Below are 14,941 nucleotides of genomic sequence, written 5' to 3'. Positions count from 1 at the left end.
CCGCGAAGACCAACCCGGCGACAAACGCCTCGTCGCCTACCTCGTCCCCACCGACGACACCACCCTGGACATCGCCGACCTCCGCCGCGACCTCGCCACGCACCTGCCCGACTACATGGTCCCCACCGCCTACGTCACCATGCCCGCCCTACCCATCACCCCCAACGGCAAACTCGACCGCAACGCCCTGCCCGCTCCGGAACGGCACACCACCGCCGTCGACGACTCCCCCCGCACCGCCCGGCAGGACGTGCTCTGCCGACTCTTCGCCGATGTCCTCGGCCTGCCGGACGTCGGCACCGGCGACAACTTCTTCGACCTCGGCGGCCACTCCCTGCTCGCCACCCGCCTGGTCAACCGCATCCGCACCACCCTCGGCGTCGAACTCGGCGTCCGCCAACTCTTCGAGAATCCCACCGTCGCCGCTCTCGAACCCCACCTGACCTCGGCCCGGCCCGCCCGTCCCACGCTCCGTGCGCGGTCGACGGGCAGCCGCTGAGCCACAAGCGGAAGGAACACCGTGACGCTGCCTCCGGCCCTGCTCAAGGGCGACGAACTGTTCGAGCACGACGCCAGTGCTCCCTACGACGCCTCCCGTGACCTCTCGAAGTACCTGCTGATGCACTACGGCAGCCTGCAGGACCTGTTCAACCGGAGCCAGCATCCGCTGGCGGCGGCCCACGGCTACTGCCAGCGCCTCTCCGACCTGATGCGCTCGTGCGCGGAGCGGACCGGCACGACGGTGGCCCGGGCTCTCGACGTCGGATGCAGTGTGGGCGGCGTGACGCACGCGCTCAGCGGTTGGGTGCGCGACGAGGTGGTCGGCGTCGACGTCAGCCACCGCTCGATCGAGATCGCCCAGACGCTGACCGAGCACGGCGGCGGGACCTTCAGCATCATCGAGCAGGGCCCCTTCTACCGCGAGATCATGATCCGGGTCGACGAGCTTGGCCGGCGCGCCGGGGTGACCTTCGAGGTCGGCGACGCGAACGCGCTGCGGACCCCGGAGAAGGCGTTCGACGCGGTCGTGCTCTCCAACGTCCTGGACCGGGTGCAACAGCCGGCCGCCTGCCTGGAGCAGTTCTCCGCCTCGGCGGACATCCTCCGCAGCGGTGGCCTGATGATGGTCGCCTGTCCCTGGTCGTGGTATCCCGAGTACAGCGCGCCGAGCGAGTGGTTGGGCTCGGCGGCGACCGCCACGCCGAGTGAGGAGGGGCTCAGGGCCCTGCTGCGGGACGGCTTCGAGCTGGTCGCCGAGGTCGACGAGCCCGGTGTGCTGCGGCAGAACCCCCGCGAGTACGACTGGTTCGACTCACACGTCACCGTTTGGCGCAAGCGGTGAACGCACCGGTGACGACCGTGGACGGAACGGTGCTGCCGCTGTCGTACGCCCAGCGTCGGCTGTGGTTCATGTACAAGCTGGACGGCCCGTCGGCTACGTACAACGTCCCGCTGATCAACCGCTTCAGCGCCCCGGTCGACCCGGACGCGCTGTGGGCGGCAGTCGCCGACGTGGTCGCCCGACACGAGGTGCTGCGGACGGTCTACGTCGAGATCGACGGCGAGCCGGCGCAGCGGGTCCTGCCCCCGGCCGAGGCGGGAGTCGACACCGCGCACGAGACGGTCGCCGCCGACGAGGTGGACGCGCGGGTGGCCCAGGTCTGCGCACGCGCGTTCGACCTGTCCACGGAACTACCGCTGGCGGTACGGCTGTTCACCGTCGCCGACGACGACCACGTGCTGGTGCTGGTCCTGCACCACATCGCGGCCGACGGCGCGTCGATGGGGCCGCTCGGCCGGGATCTGTCGCAGGCGTACGCGGCCCGACTGGCCGGCGCGGCCCCGGCGTGGGAGCCGCTGCCGGTGCAGTACGGCGACTACACGCTCTGGCAGCGGGACCTGCTCGGCACCGACGACGACCCGACCAGCGAACTCAACCGGCAGCTCGACTTCTGGCGACGCAACCTGCGCGGCCTGCCGGAGGAACTGACCCTGCCCACCGACTTCCCCCGTCCGGTCCAGTCGTCCCACCGGGGCGGCACGGTCGAGTTCACCGTCGACGCCCAGACCCACCGGCGGCTGCGGGGCCTGGCCCAGGCGGAACAGGTGACCGTGTACATGGTCGTCCAGGCGGCCGTCGCCACCCTGCTCACCCGCCTCGGCGCGGGCACCGACGTCCCGCTGGGCACCGCGGTGTCGGGCCGGTCGGACGAGGCGCTGGACGACCTGGTCGGGTTCTTCGTCAACTCGCTGGTGCTGCGCACCGACACCACCGGTGATCCGACCTTCGTCGAGTTGCTGCACCGGGTCCGCACGCTGGACCTGGCCGCCTTCGACCACCAGGACCTGCCGTTCGAACGTCTCATCGAGGAGCTTCAGCCGACCCGCTCCCTGTCCCGGCACCCGCTGTTCCAGGTCTTCTTCATGCTGGCCAGCGGCGGCACCGAGGACGTGCCGCTGCTCGGACTGGCCGGGACGCCGCAACGTTCCGCCCACGACGTGGCCAAGTTCGACCTCTCCTTCGTCCTCGCCGAGCAGCGGGACGCCGCCGGCGAACCGGCGGGGATCAAGGGCCTGGTCGAGTACGCCCAGGACCTGTTCCACCCGGACTCGGCGCAGGCCGTCGCCGAGCAGTTGGTCCGGGTGCTGGCGGCGGTGGCGGCCACGCCGCGACAGCCGATCAGCGGGATCGACCTGCTGGACGAGGCCACCCGGAACCGACTGCTCGACACGGCCAACGCCACCGCGCGTCCGCTGCCGGAGGGTTCGATCCTGGACATGATCGCCGAGCAGGTCGCGCGGCGGCCGGAGGCGGTCGCGGTGGTCGCCGGGGACCGGGAGCTGACGTACCGGGAACTCGACGAGCAGGCCGACCGGCTGGCCGGCATCCTCCGGCGGTGCGGGGTGGGACCGGAGCGGTTCGTCGCCCTTCCCCTGGACCGGTCGGAGCGTCTGCTCGTGGCGATCCTGGCGGTGTGGAAGGCCGGTGGGGCGTACCTGCCGATCGACACCGATCACCCGGCGGAGCGGATCTCCTTCATGCTCGACGACGCCCGGCCGGTGCTGCTGCTGACCGACCGGGAGTCCGCGGACGCGCTGCCCGACGTCGACGGGTGTCCGCGGATCGTGCTGGACGAGGCGGTGGCGACCGGGCTGCTGCCGCAGGCCGCCGACGCCCTCCGCCCGGTGGTGGCGCCCGGCAACGCCGCCTACGTGATCTACACCTCCGGGTCGACGGGACGCCCCAAGGGGGTCGTCGTGACCCACGCCAACCTGGTCAACTACCAGGTCGCCATCGGCGAGTTCCTGTGCCTGACCGAACGGGACCGGCTCGCCGCGATCACCACGGCGGCGTTCGACATGTCGGTTCTCGACCTGTTCGCCCCACTGGTCGCCGGGGCCACGGTGGTGCTGGTCCGCCGGGAGGTGGTGCACGACCCGACCGCGCTGGCACAGGTGGTCCGCGACCAGGGCGTCACCGTCATGCAGACCACGCCGAGCCTGTGGCAGGTGCTCCTGGCGACCGTGCCGGACCCGATGCGCGGCCTCATGTTGATCACCGGGGGCGAGGCCCTGTCCCGCCAGCTCGCCGACCAGATGCGCGCCGTCGGCCGCCGGGTGATCAACGGGTACGGCCCGACCGAGACGACCGTCAGCTGCACGGACGCGGTGATCGACGACCGGCCCGGGCCGCCGTCGATCGGGCATCCCGTCGCCAACACCCGGGCGTACGTCCTCGACGAGCGCCTGCGTCCGGTGCCGGAGGGTACGGCCGGCGACCTGTACGTCGGTGGCGCCTGCGTGACCCGTGGCTACCTGGGGCGGCCGGGGTTGACCGCCAGCCGGTTCGTCGCCGACCCGTACGGCGAGCCCGGCGCGCGGATGTACCACACCGGTGACCTGGTCCGCTGGGCGCGCGACGGTCACCTGGAGTACCTGGGCCGCACCGACGACCAGGTGAAGATCCGCGGGTTCCGGATCGAGCTGGGTGAGATCGTCGCGGCGCTCGACGCGCACCCGGACGTGGCCGCCTCGGTGGTCACCGTCCACACCGGCGGCAACGGGGACCGTTCCCTGGTCGGCTACCTCGCCCGACGGCCCGGGGCCGAACCGGACCTGGACGGTGTCCGGGCGCACCTGGCCGCCCGGCTGCCCGACTACATGGTGCCCCCGTCGTTGGTCGTGCTGGACGCGCTGCCGTTGAACGCCAACGGCAAGGTGGACCGGGCGGCGCTGCCGGAGCCGCAGCGGCGGACGGGCGGACGGCCGCCGGTCACGCCCCGCCAGCAGATCCTCGTCGACCTGTTCGCCGAGGTGCTGGAGGTGACGAACCCGGGGGTGGACGATAGCTTCTTCGACCTGGGTGGGCACTCGCTGCTCACGCCCCGCCTGGTGAACCGGATCAGGGCGGTGCTCGGCGTCGACGTCGGCGTCCGGACGGTGTTCGCCGCGCCGACCGTCGCGCAACTCGACCGCCTCCTCGACCAGGAGCAGCCGACCGGGTTGGAACCGGTACTGACCTACCGCCGCTCCGGCGGGCGGACGCCGGTGTTCGTGCTGCCACCGGCGAACGGGCTCGGCTGGGGCTACTCGGCCCTGCCCCGGCACATCCCACCGGGTCACCCGATCCACGCGCTCCAGGACCCGAGGCTGACCGGCGGGGCCATGGACGACCCCACCCTGGCCGAACTGGCCGCCGGCTACCGCGACCAGATCACCGCGATCCAGCCCACCGGCCCGTACGTGCTCGCCGGTTGGTCGTTCGGGGGAACCCTGGCCCAGCAGGTGGCGGTGACGCTGCGCGCCGGCGGCGCGGAGGTGGCGCTGCTCGTCCTGCTCGACGCCCGCCCGGGTGGCGACGGCCCGTACGAGCCGACGGAGGAGGAGGCCCGCTACGTCGCCCTCGACGGGGTGACCACCGAGGTGGGTCCGGCCCGGCGGGCGCAGCTCGTGGCGGCGCAGAGCCCGCTGGCCTCGTTCGACGACCCGACGCTGGACCGGCTGGTCGCGGTGACGGCGGCGAACGTGCGGGCGCTGTCCACCCACTCACCGGCCCGGTTCGACGGTCCGACCCTCGGCTTCGTCGCGACCCGGCACAACAAGGACTCCGACCTGCTCTGGCAGCCGTTCCTCGGCGGGCCGGCGACGTTCCACGACCTGGACTGCGGCCACCTCGACATCGTCCGGACGGACGCCATGTCCCTGATCGGCCCGATCATCGCGGAAAGGATGAGCGACCTTGACTGAGCGAACGGTCAAACGACTGACCAGGAGCCGGAAGCGGATGTGGGGTTGGACATACCGATGATGACGCCCACCGCACTGCTGCCCCACCCGGGCCTGATCCGCGCCACGCCGCCACCGGCGCTCGAGTCGACGGCCATGGCCCGGATCCTGGCCGTCGGCACGGCGACCCCGGAGACGGCCTACTCCCAGCGGGAACTCCTCGACATCTTCGACATCCGGGATTCCAGGATCCGCTCGGTCTACCTCAACAGCGCCATCGACCGACGGTTCCTGACCCTGCCGGAGCCGGACGCCGACGGTGTGCGCGCGATGGAGACCACCGGCCAGTTGCTGGCCAAGCACAAGGCACAGGGCATCGCGATGGGCAGCCGCGCGGTGCAGGAGTGCCTGAAGCAGATCGGCGCGGACCTGTCCGACGTCCACTACCTGCTCTGCGTCACCTCCACCGGGTTCCTCACCCCGGGCTTCAGCGCCCTGCTGATCCGGGAACTCGGCCTCGACCGGCACACCAGCCGCGCCGACATCGTCGGCATGGGCTGCAACGCGGGCCTGAACAGCCTCAACGCGGTGGCCGGCTGGGCCCGCGCCCACCCCGGCGAGCTGGCCCTGATGGTCTGCATCGAGGCCTGCTCGGCCGCGTACGTCTTCGACGGCACCATGCGGACCTCGGTGGTGAACAGCCTCTTCGGCGACGGGTCGGCGGCCATCGCCATGGTCGCCGGGACCGAGCCCGACCCGACCACCGACCAGCCGCTCACGCCACGCGTCGTCGACTTCACCAGCTGCATCATCCCCGAGGCGGTGGACGCGATGCGCTACGACTGGGACAGCGCGCAGAACGGGTTCAGCTTCTACCTCGACCCGGACATCCCGTACGTCGTGGGCGCACACGCCCGGCTGACCGTGGACCGGCTGCTGGGTCGGGCCGGCCTGCGCCAGTCCGACATCGCGCACTGGCTCGTGCACTCCGGGGGCAAGAAGGTCATCGACGCCGTCGGCGTGAACCTCGGCCTCACCCGTTACGACCTGCGGCACACCACCGGCGTGCTGCGCGACTACGGCAACCTGTCGAGCGGGTCGTTCCTCTTCTCCTACGAACGCCTGATCCAGGAGGGCACCGTCCGTCCCGGCGAGTACGGCGTCCTCATGACGATGGGCCCCGGTTCCACCATCGAGACCGCCCTGGTCCGCTGGTGACCCGCCCGGCGCACCTTCCACCCCTGCCATCCCACACGGGAGAAGACATGCAGCTCCAGCATTCCATCGACGGAGGCGAGCCGCTCGCTCCGGCGACCGTCGCGGCGCTCGACGCCTTCATCGACACGGTCGAGGACGCGCCCGCCGGCACCGTCGCGCTGCTCGACCTCACCGGCGTACCCTCGCCGACCGCCGCCGACCGGCCGCCGCTTGCGGTGGTGAACCGGTGGGAGCGGGTCCTGCGTCGCCTGGAACGGGTGGGCACGACCACCGTCGCCGTGGTGCGCGGGGACTGCGGCGGCACCGCCGTCGAGGCCCTGCTCGCCACCGACCTGCGGGTCGCCACGACCGACGCCCGGCTGCACCTGCCGGTCACCGACGGGGGCGCCTGGCCGGGGATGGGCCTCTACCGGCTGGCGAACCAGGTCGGGTACGCCCGGCTGCGGCGCTCGGTGCTCTTCGCCGACGCGATCCCCGCCACCCGGGCGCTCGCCCTGGACCTCGTCGACGAGGTCACCGACGACGTGGCGACGGCCGTCGCGGACACCGTCGCCGCGCTCGCCGCCACCGCCGGTCCCGACGTCGCGGTCCGCCGCCAGCTCATGCTGGACGCGACGACCATTCCGTTCGAGGAGGCCCTCGGCCGTCACCTCGCCGCCTGCGACCGGCTGCTGCGGCGCCCCCGATCGGAGGGGGCGCACGATGTCGCGGCTCTCGTCTGAACCGGTCGGCACCCTCCCCGCCGCCCACGAGGTCACCGCCGCCGCGGCGCGGGTCGACGACCTGCTCGCCACCCTGCCCGGACCGGCGCAGCGGTCGCCGGAGCAGCGGACGGCCGTCACCGAGGCCCGCCGGCAGGCCCGCGACCTCGCCGACGCGTTCCTGCGCGCGCACACGGACCGCCTCTACGACGAGGTGACCGGGGACCGTTCCCGCCACCTGCGGCTGGACGAGGTCTGCGCGGCGGCCGCCGAGGCGGTGCCCGGTCTCGTGCCGACCCGCGCGCAGGCCGCCGCCGAGCTGCGGCTTCCTCCGGCGGAGAAGGAAGGCCTGGACATCGACCAGAGCATCCTGGTCAGCCACCTGCTCCGGTCGGACGTCGCCGGACCGCACCTGCTGGAGGCCATGCGACGACCCACCGCTCGGGCGTTGGCCCTGCTGCCGGAGTTCGAGCGCACCGGCGTCGCGCGGCTGGACTCCGTGCGCGTCGAGGTCCGCGACGGCGCGGCCCACCTGACCATGCAGCGGGACGACTGTCTCAACGCCGAGGACAACGCGCAGGTCGAGGACATGGAGACCGCCGTCGACCTGGTCCTGCTGGCGCCGTCGGTGCGGGTGGGTGTGCTGCGCGGCGGAGTGATGACCCATCCCCGGTACGCCGGGCGCCGGGTGTTCAGCGCGGGCATCAACCTGCGCTGCCTCCAGGCCGGGCAGATCTCCTACGTGGACTTCCTGCTCCGACGGGAGCTGGGCTACATCGCCAAGATCGTCCATGGGCTGACCGGTGAGCGCGACCGGGCCTGGGACGGCGACGTGGTGCAGAAGCCGTGGGTCGCGGCGGTGGACTCCTTCGCCATCGGCGGCGGCGCGCAGCTCGTACTGGCCTGCGACCGGGTGGTGGCCGAGCGGGACGCCTTCTTCAGCCTGCCGGCCGCCCAGGAGGGGATCGTGCCGGGGGTGGGTAACCTGCGCCTCGGGCGGGTCGCCAACGGCCGGCTGTCCCGGCAGGTCATCCTCGCCGGGCGGCGGGTGTCGGCGAGCGAGCCGGACGGGAAGCTGTTCTTCGACGAGGTCGTCCCGGCCGAGGAGATGGACGCGGCGGTCGCGGCGGAGGTGGCCCGGATGGACGCCCCGGCGGTGGTGGCGAACAAGCGGATGCTCAACCTCGCCGAGGAGCCGCAGGAGTGGTTCCGGGCCTACCTGGCCGAGTTCGCCGTCCAGCAGGCCCGCCGGCTCTACAGCGAGGACGTCATGAACAAGGTCACCCGTTTCGCCGCGGCCCCCCGGGCGGCGGCGGTGACGGACTGACCTGAGACGGAGAAGGAGCGCAGGTGACGCAGGACGTCGACGAGCCCCGGGTGCGGTACGAGAAGCGGGGCCGGGTCGCGTACGTGACGCTGAACCGGCCGCACGTGCTCAACGCCATGGACCTGCGCACGCACGAGGAACTCGGGCGGGTGTGGGACGACTTCGAGGCCGACGACGAGCTGTGGGTGGCGGTCCTCACCGGCGCCGGGACCCGCGCCTTCTCCACCGGGCAGGACCTGCGGGAACGGGCCCAACGGGACCGTGCCGGGGGCGGTACGACCACGTTCGGCAGTCGGGGGCAGCCCGGCTGGCCCCGACTGACCGAACGGTTCGACCTGTCCAAGCCGGTCGTCGCCCGGGTGCGCGGCTACGCCCTGGGCGGTGGTTTCGAGCTGGCGCTGGCCTGTGACGTCGTCGTGGCCTCCGAGGACGCGGTGTTCGCGCTTCCGGAGGCCCGGCTCGGCCTGGTCCCCGGCGCGGGCGGGGTGTTCCGGCTGGCCCGGCAGCTGCCGTTGAAGACGGCGATGGGCCACCTGCTGACCGGCCGCCGCCTCGACGCGCGGCGGGCGTTCCAGCTCGGGCTGGTCAACGAGGTGGTGCCCGCCGAGGAACTCGACGACTGCGTGGCGGGTTGGGTGGCCGACCTGCTGCGCAGCGCTCCCTTGGCGGTCCGGGCGATCAAGCAGGCCGCGATGCGGTCGGTGGACATGCCGTTGGAGGAGGCGTTCAGCGCCCGCTACGAGTGGGAGCACCGACGGTCGACAAGTCGGGACGCGGTGGAGGGCCCCCGGGCGTTCGTGGAGAAGCGGGATCCGGTCTGGGAGGGCCGGTGACCGGTCCACGGCGGGGTATTCAAACGAGCTATCGCGATATATCGTTAAGGCAACCGAGCCTGACGGAGGTCGACCGATGCCCGACAGTCCTTCCGGGACTCCCCGCCACGTCCACGTGGGACCGGGTGATACCTCGGACACCCCTCCCCCGTTCCCGCCCCTGCCGGCGAAGCCGCCACCTCCGCTCCCCCCACCTCCGCCACTCCCTCCTGCACCGCCCTCGCCGCCGGGCGGGCGCCGGGCGGGCCGGATGCGTCGGGGCGACGTCCGGGCGGCGCTGCTGGCCCTGCTGCACGAGCAGCCCCGCAACGGTTACCAGCTCATCCAGGCCGTCGCCGAGCGCAGCGGTGGTCACTGGCGACCCAGCCCCGGATCGGTCTACCCGGCACTGTCCCAACTGGAGGAGGAGGGCCTGGTCGCCGTCACCGGCACCGGCGCGGACCGGCGCTGCCACCTCACCGAGGCCGGTCGCGCCTTCGTGGCCGCCCACGAGGACCGCGTCAACGAGCCGTGGCGTGCCGCGGCCCGACTGCTCCCCGAGCGGGCCGTCGAGGTGCGCCACGCCCTCGACGGACTGACCGCGGCGGTGACCCAGGTGACCGCCGCCGGCACCGACGACCAACTGACCCGTGCGGGACGCGTGCTGGACGCGGCCCGCCGTGACGTGTACCGCATCCTCGCCGACGACGACACCGCCGCCGACGCGTGAGCCCGACGTACCAACCGACAGGAGACCAGCGATGAGTGCCCACCCCGGCGGTGCGGGCGTGCTCGACCCGGCGATGGCCGCCGAGAAGCCGCTCCGGCGCAACCGCGACTTCCAGCTGCTGTGGAGCGGTTCGGCGTTCGCCTTCCTCGGTCGGGAGATGACCGATCTCGTCTACCCCCTGATGGTCCTGGCCATCACCGGGTCTCCCGCCTGGGCGGGCACGTTCGGCGGCGTGCAACTGTTCATGGCCCTGCTGGTCGGCATCCCGGCCGGTAGCGTCGCCGACTCCTACGACCGGCGGAAGCTGCTCATCGTGATGGAGACCGCCCGGGCGACCGCCTCGGCGAGTGTCCTGGCGGCGGTCCTCCTCGACGCCGTCACCCTGCCGCACCTGCTGGGCGTGGCCGTCGTGGTGGGCACGGTGGGACCGCTCGGCGGCTCGGCGCGGATGCTCCTGGTCCGGGCGGTCGTACCACCCCGGCAGCTCACCGCCGCGCTGACCCAGGAGGAGGTGCGCACGCACGCGGCGGCCCTCGGCGGACCCCCGCTGGGCGGTCTGCTCTACGGCCTCGCCACCGTGCTGCCCTTCGTCGCGACGGCGGTGTCGTTCACGGTGTCGTTGATCTGCGCCATCTTCGTCCGCGTTCCCCGTCGCGACGACGCTCCGGCCGCGCCGGTCGAGGAAGGCGGGACGGTCCGTCGGGCCCTCGCCGGGCTCGCCCTGCTCTGGCGGGTGCCGACCCTGCGGCACAGCACCCTCTTCGCGATGGCGCTGAACATGGTCACGGCACCGCTCTTCCTCATCGTGCTGGTGATGCTGGACCGCGCCGGGGCCTCCCCCACCATGATCGGCTTGACCTCGGCCGGTCTGGCGGTCGGCGGACTCGCCGGCACCCTGCTGGTCCGCCCGCTGCACCGCGCGCTCTCCCCAGGGACGCTGATGCTGGTCCTCGGCGGTACGGCGGTGGCCTTCATCAGCGCGCTGGCCCTGCCGCTGGGAGCCTGGTGGCTGGCGACCGCGCTGTTCCTGCTCGGGCTCGGCGGGCCGTCGATGCGCGTGCTCGTCGACATCCTGATCTTCCGACAGGTGCCCGACGAGCAGCGCGGCCGGACCTTCACGGCGTTCATGACGGTGCTCGGGGCCGGCGCCTCGGTCGGCCTCTTCGCCTCCGGCCAGCTGCTGGAGCGGCTCCCCGCCGCGTACGCGATCCTCACCCTGGCCGGCGTCCTGGCCCTCGCCGTCGGGTGGGCCTTCACCGACCGGCGGATCCGCGAGGCCCGTTGGCCGGACGAGTCGCGGTAGCGATCAGCGCCAGCGGACCGACACCAGTCCGAGCTGCGCGGCGGCGACACCGAGGCCGAACCGGCCCTGCACCCCCAACTGCTCCCCGATCAGCGCCACCCGGCGGCGGACGGTGCGCGGGCTGACGTTCAGCCGCAGCGCCGTCGCCTCGTCGGTGTGCCCGGCGGCCAGTTGGCGCAGAATGTCCCGGTCCAGCTTGCTGACATCGAGGGTGGGCAGGGAATCGCCAGCGGGCGGGGCGGCAGCGAGTCCGTTGTGGACGGGCATGGGTCGTTCCTCCTGAGTTCGCTGGACCAACCACGCCACGGCCGGCCCGCCCCAGTGTCGCAAGCCCTGCCTTCCCAAACGCTTCCCGTCCGGTTCCATCGACGACCGTAACATTGTTTCAGTGCCACTTCGTTACGACCGAAGTTCCGACACGTAGGGCGGGGACGCCGTCGCGAGGAGTATCGTCGCGGAAACTGCGACCCGGGGGGGTGTGGGGTGGAAGTTCGCATACTGGGACCGGTGGAGGTGTGGCACGCCGGCGCCCCCGTGCGTCTCGCCCGGCGCCAGCAGCGGCTGATCCTCGGCATCTTCGCACTCCGCGCCAACGAACTGGTCTCGTCCAACCAGCTGATCGACCTGCTCTGGGGCGACTCGCCACCCCGTCAGGCGCGGGCCGTCGTGCAGACCCGGGTCAGCGAACTGCGCGCCGTCCTCAATGGCTCCGTTGACGCGGCGGTGCGCCTGCGTACCCGGGGCGGAGGCTACCTGCTGGAGTCCGCGCCCGAGGCGATCGACGGGCAACACTTCCTCACCCTGGTGCGGGCGTCCCGCGCCGAGCGGGACGGCAACGCCGCCATCCGGACCCTGCGTCGGGCCCTCGACCTGTGGCGCGGGCCGGTGCTGGGCGGAGACGTCCCCAACGAGCTCTGCGCGACCCTCTGCCAGGGGCTGGAGTCCGCACGTCTGACCGCCACCGAGGAACTGTTCGACCTGGAGCTGGGGCTCGGCAACCAGCAGCGCATCGTGGACGAACTCCTCGCCACCGCGCGGGTCAACCCCGCCCGGGAGCGGTTGGTCGGCCAGCTCATGTTGGCCCTGACCCGGGTCGGCCGCAGCGCGGAGGCGCTCAGCTACTACGACGGGTGGCGCCGGTGGCTGGCCGACGAGTTCGGCGTCGACCCGCAGCCGGACGTCCAGCGACTACACCTGTCCATCCTGCGCGAGGGTGAGGCCGAGCCGCCGGTCGAGCCGCCGGACGACGCCCTGCCGGTGGGTGTCGCCGACCAGTCCGGGGTGCCCTTCCGTGGTGGGGTGCCCCGACTGCTGCCGCCGGACGTGAGCGATTTCACCGGACGCACGACGGAGATCGGCCGCATCCACCGGTTGCTCACCGCGCCGACCCGTACCGGGGTGGCGGTGGTGGCCGTGACCGGTCCCGGCGGGGTGGGCAAGACGGCGCTGTCGGTGCACGTCGCGCACACCCTCAAGGAGGACTTCCCCGACGGGCAGATGTACGCCAACCTGCGCGGGCCGGACCATCGCACCCCGATCGACCCGTCCGAGGTGCTCGGCCGTTTCCTGCGGGCGCTCGGCGTCGACGGCGCGGCCGTGCCGGAGACCATCGAGGAACGGGCCGACCTCTACCGCGACCTGCTCGCCGAGCGCCGGGTGCTGGTGGTGCTCGACAACGCGGCCTCCGACGACCAGATCGCCCCACTCGTGCCGGCCGGACACCGGTGCGCGGTCATCATCAACGGTCGCACCCATCTCGGTTCGACCTTCGGCGCACCCGCCCTGCGGCTGGAGATCTTCGAGCCGGGACAGGCGGTGGAGCTGCTGGGGCACGTCGCCGGCACCGCCCGGCTGCGGGCCGAGCCCGAGGCCGCGGCGGAGCTGTGCCGACAGTGCGGTTTCCTCCCGCTGGCGCTGCGCGTGCTCGGTGCCCGGCTCGCGGCGAAGCCACACTGGAGCGTGGCAAAGCTGAGCGGGATGCTACGCGACGAGAGCGGGCGGCTCGACCAGTTCAGCTACCACGAGCTGGACGTCCGGGCGAGCCTGGCGATCAGTTACGCCGGGCTCTCCCCGGCGGCGCAGCGGTTGCTGCGCCTGACCGGCCACGTCGACCTGGCCTACACCGACTCCTGGATCGCGGCGGCGCTGTTGGACGTCAGCGCCGCGCAGGGCGAGTCGCTGCTGGAGGAGCTGTTCGACGGGCAACTGGTGGACGTCGCCGAGGCCGATCCGGTGAGTGGCTCCCGGTTCCGCCTGCACCACCTCGTCCGCCTCTTCGCCCGCGAGCGCGCCGACACCGAGGACGACAGCGACGAGTTGGCGGCGGCACGCATCCGGGTGTTCGGCGCGTGGCTGTCCATGGCGGACGGGGCCTACCGGGCGATACACGGTGGGCCATACCAGACGGTCCGGGTTTCCGTCGAGCGGTACGCGGTCGACGACGCCCAGCGGATCCGCCCCGCCGAGGAGCCGGTCACCTGGTTCGAGGGTGAACGGGCCGCACTGGCCGTGGTCGCCCGCCGGGCCGCACAGGAGGGCCACGCGGCGGCATGCTGGGAACTGGTCAACATCACCTCGCCGTTGTTCCAGATGCGACGCTACTTCACCGAGTGGCACGAGCTGATCGTCCTGGCCCTGGACGCGGCGCACGCGGCCGGCGACCGGCTCGGCGAGGCGACGATGCTGTACCGCCTCGCCATGCACAGTACCGACCGCCGTGAGTTCGGCCGGGCCGAGGAGTACATCGCCCGGTCGCTGGAGATCTTCGCCACCACCGGCAGCCTGCATGGACGGGCGCTCGTGAATGCCTTTGCCGCGTCACTGAGCCGTATCAAGGGTCACGAACGCGAGGCACTCGTCCGGTACAAGGAGGTACTGCCGGAATTGGTCGATGCGCGGGACTGGAGTTCCGCCGCACTCGCCCTCCGGGGTATCGGACAAATACATCTCAACCAGCAGGACCATTCGACCGCCGACCACTATTTCGGTCAGGCACTCGACATGTGCCGGCTCGGTGGATCGACGAGACTGGAAGCGCAGGTGCTGTTCTGGCAGGGCATGCTCCGGGTGCGACAGGAGCGGTTCACCGAGGCCGAACCGCTGTTCTCCCGGGTGCTGTCGGCTAGCCGACAACTCGGCGACCTCACCGGCGAGGGTCAGGCCCTGCACGGTCTCAGCCTCTGCTACCAAGGCCTTGGCCAGGTGGAACGGGCCCGCGCGGCCCTGCACACGGCCCTGGTGCTCTGCCGGCAGCCGCGCCCCACGCTGCTGGAGGGAACCATCCGTCGCGCCCTCTCGGATCTCGAATCGGCGACCGGTGGCCGGAACCGGTCAACAGTTCCCATTGGTGCAGACACTCTTCCTCGCGTGGACTAACGTCGATGACATCAGAACGCGAGAGGAAGTCACGATGCAGGAATTCACGGCGCGGTCCACCTCCTACCGCAACGATTGGGAGTGGCACTGAGTCGATGCGTGAGACGCCGCGACGGTTGAACACCGGAACCAGATATCGGTCTTGACGATTCAGGATTCCGGCGGCATCCGGAGTCGCCGGCCCGGCGCCGGCACCGGACGACCGCGCGGCACCGACCACGTCGAGTCGGCGGGCGGGCGATAGGGTCG

Annotated in this window: 11 protein-coding genes; 10 read left to right on the top strand and 1 reads right to left on the bottom strand. The window is 72.2% G+C overall.

Going from position 1 to position 14,941, the window contains the following annotated elements:
• The 9 genes from ACIBJE_RS25485 to ACIBJE_RS25445 all read left to right on the top strand — a co-directional run.
• Window positions 1-499, top strand: a 499-nt coding sequence (locus ACIBJE_RS25485) for a phosphopantetheine-binding protein (RefSeq protein WP_396752490.1), incomplete at its 5' end; no start/stop codon positions are given.
• A 21-nt stretch (window positions 500-520) separates the two neighbouring features.
• A complete protein-coding gene (locus tag ACIBJE_RS25480) occupies window positions 521-1,342 on the top strand; it encodes a methyltransferase domain-containing protein (protein ID WP_396752488.1) in 822 nt (273 codons plus the stop codon).
• 8 nt (window positions 1,343-1,350) lie between these two features.
• Window positions 1,351-5,247, top strand: a complete 3,897-nt coding sequence (locus ACIBJE_RS25475) for an amino acid adenylation domain-containing protein (RefSeq protein WP_396752486.1) — start codon at window positions 1,351-1,353, stop codon at window positions 5,245-5,247.
• A gap of 57 nt (window positions 5,248-5,304) precedes the next feature.
• On the top strand, window positions 5,305-6,444 hold the full coding sequence (gene dpgA, locus ACIBJE_RS25470; protein WP_396752484.1) for a 3,5-dihydroxyphenylacetyl-CoA synthase DpgA: 1,140 nt from the start codon (window positions 5,305-5,307) through the stop codon (window positions 6,442-6,444).
• A gap of 47 nt (window positions 6,445-6,491) precedes the next feature.
• On the top strand, window positions 6,492-7,166 hold the full coding sequence (gene dpgB, locus ACIBJE_RS25465) for an enoyl-CoA-hydratase DpgB (protein WP_396752482.1): 675 nt from the start codon (window positions 6,492-6,494) through the stop codon (window positions 7,164-7,166).
• A complete protein-coding gene (gene dpgC / locus ACIBJE_RS25460) occupies window positions 7,147-8,472 on the top strand; it encodes a (3,5-dihydroxyphenyl)acetyl-CoA 1,2-dioxygenase DpgC (protein ID WP_396752480.1) in 1,326 nt (441 codons plus the stop codon). The genes dpgB and dpgC overlap by 20 nt, the downstream gene beginning before the upstream one ends.
• Window positions 8,473-8,495: 23 nt before the next feature.
• Window positions 8,496-9,305, top strand: a complete 810-nt coding sequence (dpgD, locus tag ACIBJE_RS25455) for an enoyl-CoA-hydratase DpgD (protein ID WP_396752478.1) — start codon at window positions 8,496-8,498, stop codon at window positions 9,303-9,305.
• Window positions 9,306-9,555: 250 nt separating this feature from the next.
• On the top strand, window positions 9,556-10,014 hold the full coding sequence (locus ACIBJE_RS25450) for a PadR family transcriptional regulator (protein ID WP_396752476.1): 459 nt from the start codon (window positions 9,556-9,558) through the stop codon (window positions 10,012-10,014).
• A 31-nt stretch (window positions 10,015-10,045) separates the two neighbouring features.
• On the top strand, window positions 10,046-11,317 hold the full coding sequence (locus ACIBJE_RS25445; RefSeq protein ID WP_396752474.1) for an MFS transporter: 1,272 nt from the start codon (window positions 10,046-10,048) through the stop codon (window positions 11,315-11,317).
• Between the two features lie 3 nt (window positions 11,318-11,320).
• Here the strand turns inward: ACIBJE_RS25445 and ACIBJE_RS25440 are convergent, their stop codons facing one another.
• Window positions 11,321-11,584, bottom strand: coding sequence for a hypothetical protein (locus ACIBJE_RS25440; RefSeq protein ID WP_396752472.1), 264 nt, complete (start codon window positions 11,582-11,584; stop codon window positions 11,321-11,323).
• Between the two features lie 240 nt (window positions 11,585-11,824).
• On the opposite strand from ACIBJE_RS25440, the gene ACIBJE_RS25435 reads away from it, so the two are divergent.
• Entirely contained in the window at window positions 11,825-14,692 is a 2,868-nt protein-coding gene (locus ACIBJE_RS25435; protein ID WP_396752470.1) for an AfsR/SARP family transcriptional regulator, read from the top strand.
• The last annotated feature ends 249 nt before the right edge of the window (window positions 14,693-14,941 follow it).

This window comes from Micromonospora sp. NPDC050187, from assembly GCF_044459745.1.
In the GTDB taxonomy this organism is placed as follows: domain Bacteria; phylum Actinomycetota; class Actinomycetes; order Mycobacteriales; family Micromonosporaceae; genus Micromonospora.
This window is presented reverse-complemented; position numbering and strand designations above follow the sequence as displayed.

Excerpts from the sequence above, each read along its gene's own strand:
- ACIBJE_RS25450 (WP_396752476.1), top strand. The coding sequence starts at position 9,556 with ATGCGTCGGGGCGACGTCCGGGCGGCGCTGCTGGCCCTGCTGCACGAG.
- dpgC (WP_396752480.1), top strand. The coding sequence starts at position 7,147 with ATGTCGCGGCTCTCGTCTGAACCGGTCGGCACCCTCCCCGCCGCCCAC.
- dpgA (WP_396752484.1), top strand. The coding sequence starts at position 5,305 with ATGATGACGCCCACCGCACTGCTGCCCCACCCGGGCCTGATCCGCGCC.
- dpgB (WP_396752482.1), top strand. The coding sequence starts at position 6,492 with ATGCAGCTCCAGCATTCCATCGACGGAGGCGAGCCGCTCGCTCCGGCG.
- ACIBJE_RS25440 (WP_396752472.1), bottom strand. The coding sequence starts at position 11,584 with ATGCCCGTCCACAACGGACTCGCTGCCGCCCCGCCCGCTGGCGATTCC.
- ACIBJE_RS25445 (WP_396752474.1), top strand. The coding sequence starts at position 10,046 with ATGAGTGCCCACCCCGGCGGTGCGGGCGTGCTCGACCCGGCGATGGCC.